We start from the raw sequence: 18,607 nt of genomic DNA on the forward strand, positions 1-18,607 counted from the left end.
GGGCGTCAGTCGAACGCGGTGGCGGGCGGCGGGGGCGAGGGGCGGGCGTCCGCGTCGTGCACCGGGGCCGCGCCGCCGGTGAAGTCGGTGAGCGCACGGCCGTGTTCGACGCGTCCGGGGTGCGGATCGGTCGCCACCTTGCGGGTCAGCTCCGCGGTCCTCGGGGCGGTGTCCGAGGCGAGCAGTACGGCGTTGCCGAAGCGGCGGCCGCGGAAGACGACCGGGTCGGCGGCGAGGGCCAGCTCGGGGAAGACGGTGGCGGCGGTGGCGATCTGGCCGCGCAGATGGGCCAGCGGCGGTCCGTCGGCGAGGTTGGCCACGTAACTCCCGCCGGGCTTCAGGACCCGGCGCACCTCGGCGAGGAACTCGGTGCTGGTGAGGTGGGCGGGGGTGCGGGCCCCGCTGAAGACGTCGGCGACGACGAGGTCCGCCCAGCCGTCCTGGATCTTCCCGAGCCCGGCGCGGGCATCGGTGGCGCGGACCCTGATCCTGGCCTGCGGGTCCAGCGGCAGTTCCCGGCGCACCAGTTGGACGAGCGCGGCGTCGACCTCGACGATCTGCTGGGTGGAGCGGGGGCGGGTGGCGGCGGTGTAGCGGGCGAGGGTGAAGGCCCCGCCGCCGAGATGCACGACGTGCAGGGGCTGTCCGGGCGGTGCGGCCAGGTCGATGATGTGGCCGATCCGGCGCTGGTACGAGAAGGAGAGGTACGTCGGGTCGTCCAGGTCCACGTGGGACTGGGGCGCGCCGTCGATCGTCAGGGTCCAGGCGCGCCGGCGCTCCCGGTCGGGGACGAGCTCGGCGATGCCGCCGTCCACCGGCTCGGTGACGTTGCCCCCGGGCCGCTCGGAACCGCGCGCCGCCTTCCGGTCGGTCCTGCGCTCGGCGCGCTGCTTGCGCTCGCCCGCGCCGCCGGCCGCTCCTCGACGTGCCACTGCCCCTCGCCCCTGCTCACCGCTCGCCGTGTCCGGGACCGGTCGGAGCCGGCCGTGACGGGCCGATCAAGACACCCGCCGTCCGGCCATTATGGGCTCAGCGGCAGTTGTCGGCCGCTTCGATCAGCCGGGCGGCCTGGTCGAGGGCGGCCCGGAGCACGGCCGGGTCGGTGACCGGGGTGTCGTCGGCGGGCGGCAGCAGCCAGCCGCTGCCGGAGACCGGCGGCTCGGCGGGGATGCGCAGCCCGCGGCCGTCGGTCTGCGTACAGGCGCTGCCCGGTACGTCCCAGGCCTGTGCGGTGCCGGGCGGCACCAGGAAGCCGAGGGTGGCGCAGGCCCCGTCGTGGATGACCGGGCCGACGGCCTCCTGGTCGGCACCGCGGCGCAGGATGTCGACGGCCTCCAGGCCCTGACGGGCGGGGACGGTCACCAGGTCGCAGGGTTCGGGGGCGGCGGGCGCACCGGCCCGCGGCTCATCGGCGGATGCCGTGGTGCCGCTCGTGGCCGTCGTGGCCGCCGTCGTCGCGGTCGTCCGCGCGCCGGTCGCCGTGCCGAGGTGCAACAAGGGACCTCTCCTCTCATCGCCGGGACGGAGCCGGACTCCGTCTCCACATGGACCAACGCGCCGACCGCGTCAAGGGCTACGGTGCAGCACCGCCGCAAAGGGTGGCAGTTCATGGCGGATCGTGGGCGAGATATCCGATTTGTTGGCAAACGCAGCGTGTGCGACTTGTCACAGCAGGTACGTTCTTGCTCCGCCGGGACACCGGAAACAGGCGCCCGGCTCGCACCAGAGAGGGCTCCGCCATGGTGTCGACACGGGCAGTTCCCAACCTCGCCTTCCGGCGGCTGCGCGGACAGCGCTCCGCCGGGGAGTTCGCTGCCGCGGTACGCAGGTCCGCTCGTGAGATCGGCGAGCAGGTCGCGTGCGACGCCCGGTACATCGGACGCGTGGAGTCCGGCGAGATCCGCTGTCCCAACTACGCGTACGAGCGGGTCTTCCTGCACATGTTCCCCGGGGCGACCCTGGCGGACCTGGGCTTCTCACCGCGCGAATCGGTACGCGGCCGGGCGGCCCGGTCCACGGCGGCCGCCTCGCGCCCCCCGGCTTCCCCTTCCCCACTGCTCGTATGCGGCAGCGACATCGACGAGGAGAGCGACGTGCTGCGTCGCGCATTCATGACGAGCGGCACCACCGCGGTGGCGGCCGCCACCCTGGGCCTGGGCCTCCACGGCCCGGCCACCGTCTCCCTGCCCGTGCAGCGCCGGGTCGGTGACGCGGAGGTGAGCGCCGTCGAGAAGGCAGTGCGGCAGATCCGGCTGCTCGACGACCGGCACGGCGGCGACGGTCTCTACCGGCGGGCCTCGCAGCCCCTGCGGGCGGCGTACGCGCTGCTCGACTCCGGCACCGCGGCCCGCCGCTCCACCGCGGACCGGCTGCACGCCGGCGCCGGTGAGCTGGCCATCTCGGTGGGCTGGCTGGCCCATGACTCGGGCCGCTTCGACGACGCCCGCTCGCACTACGCGGAGGCGCTGGCCACCGCGCGGGTGGCGGGGGATCCGGCGCTGGAGGCGCACGCGTTCTGCAACGCGTCGTTCCTGGCCCGCGACACGGGACGGCCTCGCGAGTCCGTACGGGCCGCGGAGGCCGGGCAGCGGGCGGCCCGGCCGCTGGGCTCACCGCGGCTGCTGGCGCTGCTGGCCCTGCGGGAGGCGGGCGGGCGGGCCGGGCTCGGGGACCGCACCGGCTGCGAACGGGCGCTGGGGCGGGCGCACACCGCGTTCGGGAAGGGGCCGTCGGCGGCGGACCCGGAGTGGATGACGTTCTTCCGCGAGGCGGAGCTGGAGATGCTGGAGGCGCAGTGCTGGTCGGCGCTGGGCGACTGGTCGCGGGCCGCGCGGCATGCCCGGCGGGCCACCCGGCTCCAGGACCCGCACTTCACCCGGAACCTGGCGCTGTACCGGGCGGAACTGACCACGGACCTGGCCCGCGCGGGCCTCGCGGAGGAGGCGGCGGCCACGGGTCACCGGGTGATGGACCTGCTCGACCAGGTCCAGTCCTCCCGGATCCGCGCGATGCTGGCGAGCGCGGTGGCGGTCCTGCGGCCGCGGGGGCGGGGGTCGGTGGACGTACGGGACTTCCTGGACCGCCATGCGATGCCGGGCGCACACCCGAGCCCGTCCGGCACCTCCAGCCCGTCCGGCGTCTGAGGCCTGAAGCCCCGCTTCGGAGGCCGGTACGCACCACTCAGCCCGGCCGGCGCTTGAGGGCAAGGGCCCGGACCCGGGACCGGAGCAACGGTTCCGTCCTCAAACGCCGGACAGGCTGAAAGTCGACGCCCCCCGCGTCACCGCTCCAGGTGCCCCGTGTCGTTCCAGCGTTCCACCGCCGGCGCCCCGTACGCCCAGCCCAGTACCGACAGGGACGTCGGGTCCAGCCGGATGCGCGCCGCGAACGACGCGTCCTCGCCCAGCCACCGCGCCCCCAGCACCCGCAGAATGTGGCCGTGGCCGAAGACCAGCACGTCGCGGTCGGCCGAGCGTGCCCACGCGACGACCTCGTCGGCCCGGGCCGACACCTCCGCCAGGGTCTCGCCCTCCGGCACCCCGTCACGCCAGATGAACCAGTCCGGGCGGACCGCCTTGATCTCGGCGGGTGTCATGCCCTCGTACGCCCCGTAGTCCCACTCCATCAGCGCGTCCCACCGCTCGGCCCGGCCGCCGAAGCCCGCGATCTCGCAGGTCTCGGACGCCCGCACCAGCGGACTGGTGCGGACCTCGAGGCCCGGCAGGTCCGCCCACGGCCCGCGGTGCAGCCGCTCGCCGAGGAGTTTGGCCCCCTCGCGCCCGGAGTCGAGCAGCGGAATGTCCGTCCTGCCGGTGTGATTCCCCTTGACGGACCATTCCGTCCGACCGTGCCGGGCCAGCAGGATGCGCGGTGCCATGTGACGGCTCTCCCTGAAAAACTGAGACCTCGGATGCGGGATCTGAGATCTTGGACATCGACGGGGACGATTCCGTCCGGGATGGAACGGGCGGAGCGACAGAAACGGATCGTCCGGATTTCCATCATCGCGCACCGATGCGCGAGGCAACCTGCGGGGCCGCGGCAGCGTCCCTCTGACCACAGACACATCCGAGCAGCTGAGGGGTGCCCAGGGCACCCCCGGGGGAATCGCGGCCGACGCGCACCGTACGGTTGAACGCCCGCAGTCGGCCGCATGAACACATGATGGAGAACTTCCGGATGCCGCATGCCACCACCGCGCCCGTGCCGCGCACCCGGCCCCGCTGGTGGACCGAGCTCCCGCTCCTGGCCCTGGTCTACGGGGCGTACTCGGGCGGCAGGCTCCTGGTCCGCGGTGACGTGTCCACCGCCGTCGACCACGGGCTGCGCATCCTGGATCTGGAGAAGGCCCTCTTCCTCAACGCCGAGCACCCGCTCAACCGGCTGTTCACCGCGCACCCCTCCATAGGCATACCCGCCGACTTCGCGTACGCCTCCCTGCACTACCTGGTCACCCCGGCCGTCCTGATCTGGATGTTCCGGCGCCACTCGGCCGCCTACCGCCGGGCCCGGACCTGGCTGATGACGTCCACCATGCTCGGTCTCATCGGCTTCACGCTGATGCCGACCTGCCCGCCGCGGCTGCTGGCCGCGGGGCACGGTTTCGTCGACACGATGGCCCAGTACAGCTCGTACGGCTGGTGGGGCGCCGAGGCGAGCGCCCCGCGCGGCATGGGCGGCATGACCAATCAGTACGCGGCGATGCCGAGCCTGCACGTGGGCTGGGCCCTGTGGTGCGGCATCCTCCTGTGGCGCCACGGCAGGCACCCGCTGCTGCGGGTCGCCGGCGTCGCCTATCCGCTGATCACGGTCTTCGTGGTGATGGGCACCGCCAACCACTACTTCCTCGACGCCGTCGCCGGCGCCGCCGTCATGGGCGTCGGGGCGCTGGTGGCCAGGCCTGTCTCGCGGTTCGCCGAGCGGGGCAAGAACGCGCTCCTGGCCCGTTTCGCACCGGTGTCCCCGGTCACGCAGTCCCCGGATGTCAGTGCCGGATGCAAGACTTCCGCGGGTGAGCGAATCCCCGGCCAGCGGACCACCTCCGCAGATCCCACCGATGCCGCAGGACCGGCCGGTCCACCTGCCCCGGCCGACGTCCCCGCCTCCGCGGGAAGAGCGGCGGGCGGTGACACTGCGGCAGCGGCTCGCTGAGCTGAGGGGCCCGGCCGTCCCACCGCGTCCGCTGGACGCCCGTGCGCTGGCCGCCCTGGCCGCGAACCCCGGCTGCAAGCGGCGCGCCCTGCTCGACGGGGCCGGGGTCGACAAGGCCGCGCTCGCCACCGCGCTCGGCGCACCGGCCCCCTTCGGCCAGTCCCAGTTCGCCTTCATGCGGGGCAACGCCTTCGAGGCCAAGGTCAAGGCCGACGGCGGTACGGAGCTGATGCGCCTGCTGCACGAGCGGTTCGGCGAGCCCGGCGAACCGCCTGCGGACGTCGCCGTGCCGGATCTCACCGCGGCCGGTCCCGAGGGCCGCGCCGCCCGCACCGCGCTCGCCCTGCGCGAGGCCACCGGGTCGGGCGGCTGGGCACTGCTCGACCACCCGATGCTGGCCCTGGAGGTGGCGGGCTCCCCCGCCTATCTGGAGCCGGACGCGGTGGTGGTCCATCCCGACGGGACCTGGACCGTCGTCGAGATCAAGTCCTTCCCCATGATCGACGGCTCGGCCGACGCGGCGAAGGTGGGTGCGGCCGCCCGTCAGTCCGCCGTGTACGTCCTGGCGCTGGAGCGGGTCGCCGCGGCGACCGAGGGCGCGTCGGTCGGCCACCGGGTGCTGCTGGTCTGCCCCAAGGACTTCTCCAACCTGCCGACGGCGTCCGCCGTGGACGTGCGCAAGCAGCGGGCGGTCACCCGCCGGCAGCTGACCCGCCTCACCCGGATCGAGGACCTCGCGGCCGCGCTGCCCGAGGGCACCACGTTCGACCCGGACAGCTCCCCCGAGACGCTGGACACGGCCGTGGAGTCCGTCGCGGCGGCGTACGCGCCGGAGTGCCTGGCCGCCTGCGAGCTCGCCTTTCACTGCCGGTCCAGGGCCCGGGCCGCCGGTGCGGTCGAGGCGCTCGGGCGCAGCGTGCGGGGAGAGCTCGGCGGACTGACCACGGTCGCCGACGTGCTGGCCGCGGCCGCGGGCAAGGAGGGCGATCCGGCGGATCCGACGGTCGCCGCCCTGCTCCGGGCGGCCGCGCTGCGCGCCGAGGCGCTGGGTCCGGTACGGAGTTCCAGCGCGGACGCCGTGACGTCGCGGGGGAACCCCGTACCGGACCTGGGGGGCACCGCATGTCGCTGATCGGCACCCTGGCCCGGCTGGAGGCCGTGGAGAGCGGCCGCGCCCGTCCGATGGCCACCGTCCGCCACCGCCACCTCACCGACCGGCCCCTCGTGCTCGTACCGCTGACCACCGCGGGTGAGGCCGGTGCCCCGCTCGGCGCGCTCGTGGGCACCGACCGGGACGCGCCCCGGCTGCTGGTCGTGGCCCAGCCGCGCGACCGGGATCTGCGGTTCGCGTTCCTGGCGGAGCTGGCCGAGTCGGTCCTGCCGTACATCGAGTCGTTCACCGAGGTGATCGAGCCGGCCGAACGGAACGAGACCGACCCGTCGACCGGCAAGAAGGTCAAGGTCGAGACGGAGCTGTGCACGGACGCGGCGCAGCTGATCGTGCCGAGCCGGGCGGGCATCGAGTTCATCCGGCTGCTCGGCCGCTCCATGCGCTTCCGGCGCACCGCGGAGGACGACCCGGACACCCCGTATCCGGCGCCCGCCCGGGTCCCGCTGCTGGGCCGCTGGCTGACGCACTACGGCGAGCGGGCCCGGGTGCCGGGCTCCTCGCTGCTGCTGGCCGGCACCGATCTCCTCAACCGGCACTGGGCGAGCGGCCAGTCCTCCCTGGAGGACCAGCACCTGGGTGCCCTGCTGGCCTGGATCGACCCGCCGGCCGGTGAGTCCGGGGCCGAGGCCGCGCTCCGCGCCGAGCTGGCCAGGGACCGGGAGGGGCAGTTGCTGTGCCCGCCCGCCGGACCGGCCACCGACCCCGACTTCGACAACCGGCTGCTGGCCCCCGCGATCGAGAAGTACGACCGGGCGCGCACCTCGCTGGCCGCCGCAGAGGACGGCATGGCGGCCGATGCCCGGCTCGCCGAGCTGACCGCGGCCGAGCGGGACATCAGACGCCTGCTGGCCGGTGTGCTGCGGCCGACCTGGGACGCGGTGTGGCACGGCCTCGACCTGATGCGGGAGCTGCCGGAGGGGTCCAGGGCCGAGGACCGCTGGACCCGCGACCGCTGGTCGTTCACCGGCCACCGCGACCGGGTGGCGGCGGGTGAACCGCCGCAGCCGCGCCGGGACGACGCGGTGACGGCGGCCCGCAAGCTGGCCGCGCGGGAGACGGCGCAGGCCCAGCTGGAGGCCCAGGAGGCGCTGGACGACCCGCTGGTGCTGGCCGGGCGCCGGCTGGCGGGCGAGGCGTTCCTCGCGGAGGTGACCGCGGTGGAGATGGCGTACAGCGAGTCCAAGCGGCCCTCGCCGCGCCCGCTGGTCACGGTCCGCACGGCGGAGCAGCCGCACCTGGGTGAGCGGGTGAAGGTCTACCGCTCACTGGACGGCAAGCCGCAGACCGCCGAGTTCGCGGGGTACGGGCCGCCGGAGGACGGTCCGGCGCCCGCGCTGGTGCTGCGGATCACCGACCGGATGGGCCGCGGCAAGGAGCCCGCGCCGGGCTCGGTGCCGGAGCCCGGTGACGTCATCGCCTGGACGCTCTTCGAGCACGACCAGCGCGGTGGCCCGCAGCTGCCGGACGCGGAGGAGACCCCGTGGACCCACGGCGGCCCGCCGGGCGGCGCGGCGGCTGCCGAGCGCCCCGACCCCGTGACCACGGAGGACCTGCTGTGACGGCCGTATTCGACCCGGGCGCGGCGGCGGGCCTGGCCACCGCCCGGATCCTGGACGACACGCTGAACGGCTCGGCGCGCGGCATCGTGGTGGACTCGCCGCCCGGCGCGGGCAAGTCGACGCTGGTGGTGCGCGCCGCGCTCGAACTCGCCGCGGCCGGACGCCCGCTGATGGTGGTCGCGCAGACGAACGCCCAGGTCGACGACCTGGTGGTCCGCCTCGCCGAGAAGGACCCGGGACTGCCGGTCGGCCGGCTGCACAGCAACGACTCCGACCCGTACGACAAGGTGCTGGACGGCCTGGCCAACGTACGGAAGTCGGCGAAGGCGGCGGATCTGGCCGGGCTCGACGTCGTCATCTCGACGGCGGCGAAGTGGGCCCATGTGAAGAACGTCGAGCCGTGGGGCCACGCGATCGTCGACGAGGCGTACCAGATGCGTTCGGACGCGCTGCTGGCCGTGGCGGGGCTCTTCGAGCGGGCGCTGTTCGTCGGCGATCCGGGCCAGCTGGACCCGTTCTCGATCGTCGGCGCGGACCAGTGGGCGGGGCTGAGCTACGACCCGTCGGCCAGTGCGGTCTCCACGCTGCTCGCGCACAATCCGGAGCTGCCGCAGCACCGGCTGCCGGTCTCCTGGCGGCTGCCGGCCTCGGCCGCGCCGCTGGTGTCGGACGCGTTCTACCCGTACACCCCGTTCCGCAGCGGTACGGACCACGGCGACCGGCTGCTGTCCTTCGGGGTGGCGTCCGACGGCTCGGCGGCGGACCGGGTGCTGGACGAGGCCGCGGAGTCCGGCTGGGGCCTCCTGGAGCTTCCGGCCCGGCACACCCCGCGCACCGACCCCGAGGCGGTCCGGGCCGTGGCCCTGGTGGTGCGCCGGCTGCTCGACCGGGGCGGCGCGGCGACCAGCGAGCGCTCCCCCGACCCGGCGCCGGTGACGGCGGAGCGGGTCGCGGTCGGCACCGCCCACCGCGACCAGGCGGCCGCGGTGCGGGCGGCACTCGCCGAGCTGGGGGTGACGGGGGTCGCCGTCGACACCGCGAACCGGCTCCAGGGCCGCGAGTTCGACGTGACGGTGGTCCTGCACCCGCTGTCCGGCCGTCCGGACGCCACCGCGTTCCACCTGGAGACGGGCCGGCTGTGCGTGCTGGCATCCCGCCACCGGCACGCCTGCATCGTGGTGTGCCGCGAGGGGGTCGCCGACCTGCTGGACGAACACCCCTCGACGGAGCCGGTCCAGCTGGGCGTGACGGTGAAGTTCCCGGACGGCTGGGAGGCGAACCACGCGGTGCTGGCGCATCTGGCGGAACACCGGGTGCGCTGGGGGCGTTGAGGTCGGGGGCGCACGGGGGCACGGCGGATGGCCGAAGGCCCGGTGCACGCTCCCGGAAGCGCCCTTGCGGAGGGCTGGACAATGGAGGGTGGCCGTCGGGCCCACCGGAGGAGGAAGAACCACATGGCACAACCCGAGCGGAACGAGCAGCAGCGGCTGCGCCCCGCACCCCTGCTCTTCGAGCCGTCGGCGGCGGTCGCCGATCCTGAGCACTTCTTCGACCTGGAGTCGATGGACGATCCGAAGGAGCTGCTGAGCCGGGCCACCGAGCTGACGCTGGCCTTCCGCGCCGCGACGGACCGGGCGGTCGAGTTCCAGGCGATCGCGGCGGCACAGCTGGCGGATCCGCGCCGGTTCGACCGGCTGACGACCGCGGACATCGCGCGGCGGGCGGAGTGGACCGAGGACTACGCGGTGAAGATGGTCGAGTTCGGCCGCAGCCTGCTGGACGAGCCCAGGCCCTGACACCGGGGCGGCGGCCTGGGCGCCCTCCGGTACGAGCTGCCCGGCCGCCGGCCGTCCGGCGCCCGCTGCCCGCCGTACGGACGGGCTCCGGCGATGACTCCGGGTACAACCGTTGGCATATGCCAGGCGCGCAAGATACTCCCCTGCACCCCACCCTGTCCCGATTTCCGGCAACTCTCGGAATCCGGGTGATCACTCCGGGTAGACCTGTGCGTATGACCGCATGGCTGCCAGACGAAACGACCCTGCACCACGGCGACGGGCCCCGCCACCACGCCGGCGACGGCGGCGGCGACGTCTTCGCCCTCCTGCGTGAGCAGGCCGGGAACCAGACGGCTCAGGTGACGGCGTCCGGCGCCGCCTGGCTGGCCGGGGCCGCGGCGTATCCGCGCAGCACCCTGGCCCAGTGGGAGTCGCGCCCCTCCGCGCCCGGGGTGCTGCCGTGCGGTTCCGCCTTCGACGTGGTGAACGTGCCGACGCTGTTCGGGCGCCGGATGCTGGAGCACCTGTGGTCCGACGGTCCGGGCTCCGGCCCGGTCGCCGCGCACCGCGGCCGGATGCTGCTGTTCGCCTCCCCCGGCACCGCCCAGCGGCTGCCCTCGCTGCTCGACTGGGAGGAGTGGGGCGGCAGCCCGCGGGACGGGTCCGGGCGGGCCCCGCTGGGGGCGGAGGGCGGCGGCCCGAAGGTGCCTCCGCTGCTCTGTCACGGCGCCGGGGACGCGGTGACGGTCCCGCCGCTGACCTGCGATCCCTCGTCCTCCGGGCCGCGCTGGCTGGTCGCGCCCGACACCCGCAACCCCTGGCTGCCGGGGCCCGACGTCCTGCTCTGGGCCTGTGTCCGGGTGGCCCGCTCGGTGCCCGCTTCGGCGCCCCGGATTTCGATTTTTCCTCCCGCCGATCAGGGTGCTAAGGTCTACGACGTCAGCAGGCGCCGCTAGCTCAGTTGGTTAGAGCAGCTGACTCTTAATCAGCGGGTCCGGGGTTCGAGTCCCTGGCGGCGCACAGACGGAAGAAGCCCCTCGCGAGAGCGAGGGGCTTCTTCGTTGTCGGCGGCCGGTTCCGGTGCTACGTCCCCGTGGTGATGCGGACCGTCCAGGCACCCGAGGGCGTCCGGTCGGCGACCTCGATCGTGGTGTGTCCGCCCGGTACGGAGTACGTCTCGCCGACCCGCAGCGGCGCGTCCGCGAGCGGCGGGTAGACCGACCGGTCCCAGCAGGCGTCGGTGCCGGGGTGGGTGTCGAGGACGTCGACCGGTCCGCCGCCCGACGGTGTCTCGTTGCGGATCCGGTAGAGCAGCACGCCTTCGGTGCAGGTCCCGTCGTCGTTGCCGGTGGCGCTGCGGGCCTCGATGGCCACGGCGCTGCCCTCGCCGGTCCTGATCACGGCGAGCCGGGTCCCGAGGGACTCACCGGGCACGGGTACGGCCGCCATCGGCTCCAGGGTGACGACCCGGCTGCTCTGGATACAGGTGACCTGCCGGTCGTCCAGCCAGCCCAGCTTCCACTTGTGCCAGCCGAAGAGGTCGGGGGCGAGGCCGAACTGGCTGCCCATGACGTCCCAGTCGCCGACGTAGGTGTCCCAGTCCCCCTTGCCGTCCGACGGCCGGTGGTAGAGGTCGGGCAGGTCGAAGACGTGTCCGGTCTCGTGGGCCAGGACGTTGTGGTCCGGGGGGTGCTGTTCGAAGACGGTGACCACGCGCCTGATGTCCGTGCCGTCGGCGTGCAGGGGCCGGTCGAAGTTGACGACCTTGGTGGCGTCGGAGTCGACGCCGGGCGCGTCCGGGTCGGCGACGAGGTAGACGATGTCGTACTTCGAGAAGTCGACCTCGGGGTCGGCCGCGTCGATCGCGTCGCGCAGGTAGGCGCTGCGCCGGTCGTCGTCCCAGTCGCGCTGTATGCCGTACCAGACCGACGGCTTGGGCATCCGGATCCACTGCCGCTGAGGGTGCGGGCGCAGGGTGAACTTTCCGTAGGAGGCGCGCTGGAAGAACTGCGTGGTGGCGGGAAAGTAGTCGGCGGTGAGGTCGGCGGGGGTGGTGACGGGGCGGGCGTCGGGGAACGAGAGGAAGACCATGACCGCGTCGAGGGCGTGGTCGGGGCGCGGATAGGCGCCGTTCCACTGGTCCAGGCCCAGCGAGTGATGGGCCTCGGTGCGGGGCAGCGCGCAGGGGGCCGCCTCGCCGGTGGCGGCCACGGCGGGGCCCGCGACCAGGGAGGTGGCGGCGAGGGCGAGAAGGGAGATCAGCCCGGCGGTCACCGCGCGCGGACTCGGTCTCTCCACCCCTCCGGGCCCGTGCTGACGCGGCACTTCTACCTCCGGTGCGGGGTGCGGACTCCAGGAGGGTGTCGAAGATCCCGGCCGGCCCCGGATCCTCAGCACCTCCTGACCACCTTGTGACGCTTCAGGAGGTACGTCCTGTTGAGCTGCCCCACTCGGGTCAGCCGCCGCACCCCACTCCGCTCTCACGGACAGTCACAATCGATCACCAATACAACGGGACGGAACAGAGCCGCGCAGAAACGATCAGTCGTGGGCAAACCGGATCGCCGCGCGAATGGCCCATGGGCGGCGGACGCGGGACCCGTAACGGTCGGGGCGCTGGAACGGCCGAGGTGCCAGCCTCTATGCTTCACCTCGCTTTCCTGCGCGGTTTCCGTCCCTGACAACGGGCGCTCCACGCGGCGGGCCAGTCCGACCAGAGGTGTCCGGGACAGAACTGCACGGCGGGAGCGAACGGTGAGCGGAACCTCCGAAGGGCCCAGGCCCGCGGCAGGCACAGCGCCCTCTTCCCCACCCCCGGCGATCACGGAACGTGACGGTTCGTGGCCGTCCGCCGGTCCCGGCGCCTCCGACCTGTACGACTACCGGGCCGCCTTCCGCGCCGCCACGCTTCCGATGGCCGTCGTCGACCACGAGGGCCTGATCGTCACCGCCAACGACGCGCTTGCCGCCCTGGCCGGGGTCGGCGCGGCGACGCTGACCGCGCAGTCCGCGTCCGATCTGGTCGACCTCGCGGCGGACGGCCGCACCTGGCACGCGTACCGCGAGGTGCTGCACGGCCGGCGCTCCCGCTTCCGCTGCACCCGCCGGCTCAAGCACCCCGACGGCCGCTCGCTGTGGGCGGAGATCACCGTCGTGCCGATGTCGTCGGCCCAGGAGCAGACCGCCGGGGCGGCGCCCGGTCAGGTGCTGCTATCCGTCGCGGACGTCAGTGACCGGCGCGAGCTCCAGAAGCGGCTGCGCCATCTCCAGATGCACGACCCGGTGACCCGGCTGCCCAACCGGACGCTGTTCTTCGAGCGGCTCTCGGCGGTCCTGGAGACCTCGCCGTACCAGGACGACAGCATCCCCGGGCGGGGCCGGATCGGGCTCGTCTACCTCGACCTCGACGGTTTCAAGGCGGTCAACGACACCCTGGGCCACCGGATCGGCGACCGGCTGCTGGCCGCCGTCGCCGCGCGGCTGACCGACTGCGCCGAGCAGGACGGCGAGCCCCGGCCCACCGGCGCGCATCTGGTGGCGCGCCTGGGCGGCGACGAGTTCGCGATCCTGGTCGAGGAGTCCACCGGTACGCAGCAGCTGACCGATCTCGCCCGCACCGTGCTCACCGCGCTCCAGCAGCCCTTCGACCTGGCCGGTCAGCGGCTCTCGGTCTCGGCGTCGATCGGGGTGGTGGAGCGGCCCGTCGCGGGTACCTCGGCCACCGGTCTCATGCAGGCCGCCGATACGACGCTGTACTGGGCGAAGGCCGACGGCAAGGCCCGCTGGACCCTCTTCGACCCCGAGCGCAACGCCCACCGGATGACCCGCCAGGCGCTCTCGTCCAATCTCCGCCCCGCGGTCGAGCGCGGCGAGTTCACCATCGAGTACCAGCCGCTGGTCGGCATGGCCGACGGTGTCGTGCGGGGTGTCGAGGCGCTGGTGCGCTGGAACCACCCGCAGTTCGGCATGCTCTCGCCGAATCGGTTCGTCGCGATCGCCGAGGAGGACGGCTCGATCGTGCAGCTCGGCCGGTGGGTGCTGCGGGCGGCCTGCCGGCAGGCCCGGCGCTGGCAGCTCGACCACCCGGCCGAGCCGCCGCTGTTCATCAGCGTCAACGTCGCGGTCCGCCAGGTCTGGGACTCCGATCTGGTCACCGATGTCGCGGAGATCCTCGCGGAGACCGGCCTGGACCCGGCCCTGCTGCAACTGGAACTGACCGAGTCCGCGGTGATGGGGTCGGCGGGCCGGCCGCTGCAGGCCCTGCAGTCCCTCAGCGACATGGGCGTCCGGATCGCCATCGACGACTTCGGCACCGGCTACTCCAACCTCGCCTATCTGAGCCGGCTGCCGGTCTCCGTGCTGAAGCTGGACGGCGCCTTCGTGCGGGGTTTCCGCTACGAGGACGGCACGCATCCCAGCCCCGCCGACGAGACGATCGTCGAGGCGATGGTCCAGCTGGCCCACCGCCTGGGCCTGACCGTCACCGCGGAGTGCGTGGAGACGGCGGGCCAGGCGGAACGGCTGCGCCGGATCGGCTGCGACACCGGACAGGGCTGGCTCTACTCCCGCGCCGTAGCCCCGGAACGCATCGGCGAACTGCTGGGCGCCCGGGCCCTGAAGGCCTGAACGCCCGCGGCGGCTCAGGCCCCCGGCAGGCCGTACGCGTCCGCGATGAGGCCGTAGCTGCGCAGCCGGGCCTCGCCGCCGTGCGCGTTGGCGGTGATCATCAGCTCGTCGGCGCCGGTGCGCTTGGCCAGGTCGTCCAGGCCGGTGCGGACCTCGTCCGCGGTGCCGTGGACGATGTTGACGAGCCAGCTGTCGACGAACTCCCGCTCCATGGGGCTGAAGGCGTACGCCTCCGCCTCCTCGGGCGTCGGGACCAGGCCGGGGCGGCCCGAGCGCAGGCGGAGCATCGACAGGGCGCCGGTCAGCACCTGGCGGCGGGCCTCGCGCTCGTCGTCGGCGGCCAGGGCGGCGACGCCGATCAGGGCGTACGGCGCGTCCAGCACCGCGGACGGCTTGAAGGACTCCCGGTACAGCTCCAGGGCCGGGATGGTGTTCTGGGCCGAGAAGTGGTGGGCGAAGGCGAAGGGCAGGCCGAGCATGCCGGCCAGCCGGGCGCTGAAGCCCGAGGAGCCGAGCAGCCACAGGGGCGGCCGGGCCGGGGACTGGACACCGCCCTCGGAGGTGGCCTGGACGGGTCCGGGGACCGCGTGGATGCGGGCGTAGGGGTGGCCGTCGGGGAAGTCGTCGTCCAGGAAGCGCGTCAGCTCCATGAGCTGCTGCGGGAAGTCGTCCGCGCCCTCGTTCAGCCGCTCGGTGCGGCGCAGGGCGGCGGCGGTGGCACCGTCAGTGCCGGGCGCGCGGCCGAGGCCGAGGTCGATGCGGCCGGGGGCCATGGCCTCCAGGGTGCCGAACTGTTCGGCGATGACGAGCGGGGCGTGGTTGGGCAGCATGACGCCGCCGGAACCGAGCCGGATGCGCTCGGTGCTGGCGGCGGTGTGGGCCAGGATCACGGCCGGCGAGGAGGAGGCGACGCCGGGCATGGAGTGGTGCTCGGCGACCCAGTAGCGGTGGAAGCCGCGGCGTTCGGCGAGCTGGGCGATCTCGACGCCCGTACGCAGGGCCTGGGTCGCGGTGCGGCCCTGGCCCACGGTCACGAGATCAAGGACCGAGAGGGGCACGGGTGCCGTTCCCTCCGCCTTGCCACGGATCTCGTCGCCTCGAATCTCGTCCACGTCCTGGCCTCTCCGGTGATGCTCGTCTGGTCGGAGCAGCACAACAGGAGGTCGACTCCGTTTATTCCTGGCGGAACTCCGCGGGCCTGGCCCCGCTCAGGGCCGCTGCCCGTGCGCGTACGACCGTCCGCTCCCCCACTCCACCGGGGCCGGGGGCTGTTCGCGGGCCGCGAAGAGCGCACCGAGCCGGGGCGCCCAGGCGGGGCGGTCGGCCAGCCGCAGGGCCTCCCGGACGGCCACCTGGTTCGCGGTGAGGACGGGTTTGCCGAGGAACTCCTCCAGTTCGGCGATATGGCCGACCGTGTGCAGGGCCGTGTCCGGCAGCAGGACGGCCTCCGCCTCGGGGCGGTCCGCGGCGACGGCCAGCTCCTTCACCCGGTCCGGCCCCCATTCCGCGACCTCGGCGGCCCCTGCCGCGCCCGCCGCGTGGGTGGCGACCACCTCCATGCCCGTGGCCCGCAGGAACGCGGTGAAGTGCGCGGCGACGTCCTCGGGGTAGGTCGCGGCGACCGCGACCCGGTTGGCACCCAGTTTCCGTACGGCGTGGACGAAGCCGACGGAGGTGCTGGAGGCGGGCACGCCCGTCTCCCGGGCCAGCGCCATCGCCTGGTCGTGGGCGCCCTGCGGCCCGTAGAGGAAGCTGCCGGCGTCGCAGGCCCAGACGACGCACTGGGCGCCGGAGCGCTGGAGCTCCTCGACACCGGCGGCGAGCCGGTCCGGGGCGCCCAGCTCGCGCAGGGCGTCCTCCCGGTAGGCGTCGTCGGGGCTCTCGGTGTGGTGGACGACGAGTCTGATGGTGCTGTCGAGCAGGATCTCCATCCGCGGGAAGTCGTCCTCCGCGAAGTGGCCCGGGTAGAGGAATCCGACGGTCGTCATGTCCACCCTTCCTGTGCTGCGTGCGGTAACGCCTGTCGTGTGTGCGGTGCACCGGCCGCGGCGGGGCGGACGGCACTGACCGGCTTCCCCGCTCACTGTCCAGTATTCCCCCATCCGCCCCGGTCACCGCTTCGGCCTGTTGACGGGGTGGGGTGCGGCTGCGAGCGTGGGGCCCCCGCCCACCTCGGCCGACGCGGAGGAACCGCCCCCATGCCGGAGCCCGTCCTGCTCGTCCTGGACGCCGATCCGCCACCCCGCCTCGGCGCGCTGACCGGGCGGGTGCGCCTGCGGCACACGGACGGCCCGGGTCTGGCCCGGGCGCTGCCCGAGGCGGACGCGCTGCTCGTCTGGGACTTCGCATCGGACGCGGTACGGGCCGCCTGGCCGGGTGACGGGCCGCGGCCGGCCTGGGTGCACACGGCGAGCGCGGGCGTGGACCGGCTGCTCTGCCCGGAGCTGGTGGCCGGCGACACCGTGGTGACCAATGCGCGGGGCATCTTCGAGCAGCCGATCGCCGAGTACGTGGCGGGGCTGGTGCTGGCCTTCGCCAAGGACCTCCCCGGCACCCTGGAGCTCCAGCGGCGCCGGCGGTGGAACCACCGCGAGACCGCCCGGGTCGCGGGCTCCCGCGCGGTGGTCCTCGGCGCCGGTCCGGTCGGGCGCGAGATCACCCGACTGCTGATGGCGCTCGGGGTCGAGGTGGCGCTGGTGGGCCGCACGGCCCGGCGCACGATCCACGGCGCCGGGGATCTGGACCGGCTGGCCGCCCGCGCCGACTGGGTGATCTGCGCGGCGCCGCTGACCCCGCAGACGCACGGGATGTTCGACAGCCGGTTCTTCGGGCTGATGCAGCCGTCGGCCCGGTTCATCAACGTGGGACGCGGCCCCATGGTGGTCGAGGACGACCTCCTGGACGCGCTGCGCAAGCGGTGGATCGCGGGTGCGGCGCTCGACGTCTTCGAGCGGGAGCCGCTCGGCGAGGACAGTCCCCTGTGGGACGCGCCCGGTCTCATCGTGTCGCCGCACATGAGCGGGGACGCGGCGGGCTGGCGGGACCGGCTGGGCGAGCAGTTCGTCGCGATGTACGAACGGTGGGCGTCCGGCGAGCCGTTGCCCAACGTCGTGGACAAGCGGCTCGGTTACATCCCCGGCACCGACCACGAGGCCTGACCCCAACCCGGGCCGCCCACGCCCCACTTCGCCCCCGCATGACGGACATCTGGGCATAACGCCCCGTCATTCACCGCACCCGCCAACGAAATACGCGCTGCGCACGAGCCGTCGCACTCTGCCCGCAATCGGACACGGGAAGGTCACCCTCCGGCCACCGTTCGGTTACATGCGAACTCTTCCTGCATAGACGTACGGGATCGGGCAGGCGCTAACCCTGTCCGGACTGTTCGACCCCTTCAGGAGATTGCGAACCATGGCTGACTTCCCGAACCTGTCCCGCCGGGGCTTTCTCAACCGATCGGCAGCCGTGGGCGGTCTGCTCGTCGTCCCCGGCCTGCTCACCGCGTGCAGCAAGACCGGCGCCGACTCCGCGGACGGTGAGGGGGCCCTCGACAAGCTCCGCAAGCAGGGGTTCGTCCGGGTCGCGTACGCGGACGAGGCCCCGTACGGCTACATGGAGGGCAAGGAGCTGAAGGGCGAGGCGCCCGCCCTGCACCGGGAGATCTTCAAGGCGCTGGGCGTGGACGAACTGCGCCCGACCCTCTCCGAGTGGGACGGGCTGATCCCCGGTCTGCAGGCCAGCAAGTACGACGTGGTGAGCGCCGGTATGGCCATCACTCCGGAGCGCTGCTCCAACGCCCTCTTCTCGGAGCCGGAGTTCATCTCGCCGACCGCGCTGATGGTGAAGAAGGGCAACCCGAAGAAGGTCACCGACCTGGCCTCCGCGAAGGCCGCCGGGATCACCGTCGGCGTGATGGCGGGCGCGGTCGAGGGCTCGTACGCCGAGGGCGCGGGGATAGCCAAGGACAAGATCAAGTCGCTGCAGAAGCCGCAGGACGGCGCGGACGCGGTCAAGGGCGGCCGGGTCGACGCGTTCCTGCTCACCGGCATCTCGCTGCGCTGGCTGGCGAAGACCAACCCGGAGACCGAGGTCACCGAGGCCTTCCTGCCGGAGCTCGACGGCGTGAAGCAGTACAGCCCCGGCGGCGCCGTCTTCCGCAAGGGCAACGAGGAGCTGCGGGACGCCTTCAACCGCGAGCTGAAGAAGATCGTCTCCGACAAGTCCCGCTATGTCGAGCTGCTCCGGGACTACGGCTTCGGTGCCACCGAGCTCCCGCCGGCCACCCTGAAGACGGCCGATCTGTGCAAGGGCTGACAGGG

General features: G+C 73.6%; 16 protein-coding genes and 1 tRNA gene. 11 read left to right on the forward strand and 6 right to left on the reverse strand.

Going from position 1 to position 18,607, the window contains the following annotated elements:
- Window positions 1-5: 5 nt before the first annotated feature.
- Window positions 6-932, reverse strand: coding sequence for a spermidine synthase (locus tag OG408_RS14235; protein WP_266779070.1), 927 nt, complete (start codon window positions 930-932; stop codon window positions 6-8).
- A 97-nt stretch (window positions 933-1,029) separates the two neighbouring features.
- Window positions 1,030-1,497 carry a hypothetical protein gene (locus OG408_RS14240; RefSeq protein ID WP_266779072.1) on the reverse strand — a complete coding sequence of 156 codons (468 nt, stop codon included), beginning with the start codon at window positions 1,495-1,497 and terminating at the stop codon, window positions 1,030-1,032.
- A gap of 242 nt (window positions 1,498-1,739) precedes the next feature.
- Between OG408_RS14240 and OG408_RS14245 the strand changes: the two genes are divergently transcribed.
- Complete coding sequence (locus OG408_RS14245; RefSeq protein ID WP_326670159.1) at window positions 1,740-3,143, forward strand: tetratricopeptide repeat protein; 1,404 nt, start codon at window positions 1,740-1,742, stop codon at window positions 3,141-3,143.
- Window positions 3,144-3,280: 137 nt separating this feature from the next.
- Here the strand turns inward: OG408_RS14245 and OG408_RS14250 are convergent, their stop codons facing one another.
- Window positions 3,281-3,877 (reverse strand): histidine phosphatase family protein, encoded by a 597-nt coding sequence (locus OG408_RS14250; protein ID WP_266779076.1) that lies wholly within the window; start codon window positions 3,875-3,877, stop codon window positions 3,281-3,283.
- Window positions 3,878-4,179: 302 nt separating this feature from the next.
- Here OG408_RS14250 and OG408_RS14255 point away from each other — a divergent pair, with 302 nt between their 5' ends.
- From OG408_RS14255 to OG408_RS14285, 7 genes are all read left to right on the forward strand, one after another.
- The gene (locus tag OG408_RS14255; protein WP_326670160.1) at window positions 4,180-5,151 is read left to right on the forward strand and encodes a phosphatase PAP2 family protein; all 972 of its coding nucleotides are present in this window, start codon (window positions 4,180-4,182) and stop codon (window positions 5,149-5,151) included.
- The gene (locus OG408_RS14260; protein ID WP_266779078.1) at window positions 5,057-6,283 is read left to right on the forward strand and encodes a hypothetical protein; all 1,227 of its coding nucleotides are present in this window, start codon (window positions 5,057-5,059) and stop codon (window positions 6,281-6,283) included. The genes OG408_RS14255 and OG408_RS14260 overlap by 95 nt, the downstream gene beginning before the upstream one ends.
- A complete protein-coding gene (locus OG408_RS14265) occupies window positions 6,274-7,881 on the forward strand; it encodes a hypothetical protein (RefSeq protein ID WP_285563676.1) in 1,608 nt (535 codons plus the stop codon). Before OG408_RS14260 ends, OG408_RS14265 begins: the two co-directional genes overlap by 10 nt.
- On the forward strand, window positions 7,878-9,212 hold the full coding sequence (locus OG408_RS14270) for an AAA domain-containing protein (RefSeq protein ID WP_266779082.1): 1,335 nt from the start codon (window positions 7,878-7,880) through the stop codon (window positions 9,210-9,212). Before OG408_RS14265 ends, OG408_RS14270 begins: the two co-directional genes overlap by 4 nt.
- A gap of 123 nt (window positions 9,213-9,335) precedes the next feature.
- A complete protein-coding gene (locus tag OG408_RS14275) occupies window positions 9,336-9,677 on the forward strand; it encodes a hypothetical protein (RefSeq protein ID WP_266779084.1) in 342 nt (113 codons plus the stop codon).
- Window positions 9,678-9,892: 215 nt separating this feature from the next.
- Window positions 9,893-10,615 (forward strand): hypothetical protein, encoded by a 723-nt coding sequence (locus OG408_RS14280; protein WP_266779086.1) that lies wholly within the window; start codon window positions 9,893-9,895, stop codon window positions 10,613-10,615.
- Window positions 10,606-10,679, forward strand: a tRNA-Lys gene (locus tag OG408_RS14285). Before OG408_RS14280 ends, OG408_RS14285 begins: the two co-directional genes overlap by 10 nt.
- Window positions 10,680-10,742: 63 nt before the next feature.
- Here the strand turns inward: OG408_RS14285 and OG408_RS14290 are convergent.
- Entirely contained in the window at window positions 10,743-11,957 is a 1,215-nt protein-coding gene (locus OG408_RS14290) for a M6 family metalloprotease domain-containing protein (protein WP_266779088.1), read from the reverse strand.
- Window positions 11,958-12,413: 456 nt separating this feature from the next.
- Here OG408_RS14290 and OG408_RS14295 point away from each other — a divergent pair, with 456 nt between their 5' ends.
- Window positions 12,414-14,285, forward strand: coding sequence for a putative bifunctional diguanylate cyclase/phosphodiesterase (locus OG408_RS14295; protein WP_266779090.1), 1,872 nt, complete (start codon window positions 12,414-12,416; stop codon window positions 14,283-14,285).
- 14 nt (window positions 14,286-14,299) lie between these two features.
- On the opposite strand, the gene OG408_RS14300 is transcribed toward OG408_RS14295, so the two are convergent.
- Together OG408_RS14300 and OG408_RS14305 are read right to left on the reverse strand one after the other, a co-directional pair.
- Window positions 14,300-15,397 carry an LLM class flavin-dependent oxidoreductase gene (locus OG408_RS14300; RefSeq protein ID WP_266779092.1) on the reverse strand — a complete coding sequence of 366 codons (1,098 nt, stop codon included), beginning with the start codon at window positions 15,395-15,397 and terminating at the stop codon, window positions 14,300-14,302.
- 96 nt (window positions 15,398-15,493) lie between these two features.
- A complete protein-coding gene (locus OG408_RS14305; protein WP_285563678.1) occupies window positions 15,494-16,273 on the reverse strand; it encodes a maleate cis-trans isomerase family protein in 780 nt (259 codons plus the stop codon).
- 210 nt (window positions 16,274-16,483) lie between these two features.
- On the opposite strand from OG408_RS14305, the gene OG408_RS14310 reads away from it, so the two are divergent.
- Window positions 16,484-17,443 carry a D-2-hydroxyacid dehydrogenase gene (locus OG408_RS14310; RefSeq protein WP_326670166.1) on the forward strand — a complete coding sequence of 320 codons (960 nt, stop codon included), beginning with the start codon at window positions 16,484-16,486 and terminating at the stop codon, window positions 17,441-17,443.
- 256 nt (window positions 17,444-17,699) lie between these two features.
- Window positions 17,700-18,602 carry an ectoine/hydroxyectoine ABC transporter substrate-binding protein EhuB gene (gene ehuB / locus OG408_RS14315; RefSeq protein ID WP_266779098.1) on the forward strand — a complete coding sequence of 301 codons (903 nt, stop codon included), beginning with the start codon at window positions 17,700-17,702 and terminating at the stop codon, window positions 18,600-18,602.
- Window positions 18,603-18,607 lie beyond the last annotated feature (5 nt).

This window comes from Streptomyces sp. NBC_01257, assembly GCF_035917255.1.
In the GTDB taxonomy this organism is placed as follows: Bacteria; Actinomycetota; Actinomycetes; order Streptomycetales; family Streptomycetaceae; genus Streptomyces.

Excerpts from the sequence above, each read along its gene's own strand:
- OG408_RS14245 (WP_326670159.1), top strand. The coding sequence starts at position 1,740 with ATGGTGTCGACACGGGCAGTTCCCAACCTCGCCTTCCGGCGGCTGCGC.
- OG408_RS14250 (WP_266779076.1), bottom strand. The coding sequence starts at position 3,877 with ATGGCACCGCGCATCCTGCTGGCCCGGCACGGTCGGACGGAATGGTCC.
- OG408_RS14255 (WP_326670160.1), top strand. The coding sequence starts at position 4,180 with ATGCCGCATGCCACCACCGCGCCCGTGCCGCGCACCCGGCCCCGCTGG.
- OG408_RS14260 (WP_266779078.1), top strand. The coding sequence starts at position 5,057 with ATGCCGCAGGACCGGCCGGTCCACCTGCCCCGGCCGACGTCCCCGCCT.
- OG408_RS14265 (WP_285563676.1), top strand. The coding sequence starts at position 6,274 with ATGTCGCTGATCGGCACCCTGGCCCGGCTGGAGGCCGTGGAGAGCGGC.
- OG408_RS14275 (WP_266779084.1), top strand. The coding sequence starts at position 9,336 with ATGGCACAACCCGAGCGGAACGAGCAGCAGCGGCTGCGCCCCGCACCC.
- OG408_RS14280 (WP_266779086.1), top strand. The coding sequence starts at position 9,893 with ATGACCGCATGGCTGCCAGACGAAACGACCCTGCACCACGGCGACGGG.
- OG408_RS14305 (WP_285563678.1), bottom strand. The coding sequence starts at position 16,273 with ATGACGACCGTCGGATTCCTCTACCCGGGCCACTTCGCGGAGGACGAC.
- OG408_RS14310 (WP_326670166.1), top strand. The coding sequence starts at position 16,484 with ATGCCGGAGCCCGTCCTGCTCGTCCTGGACGCCGATCCGCCACCCCGC.
- ehuB (WP_266779098.1), top strand. The coding sequence starts at position 17,700 with ATGGCTGACTTCCCGAACCTGTCCCGCCGGGGCTTTCTCAACCGATCG.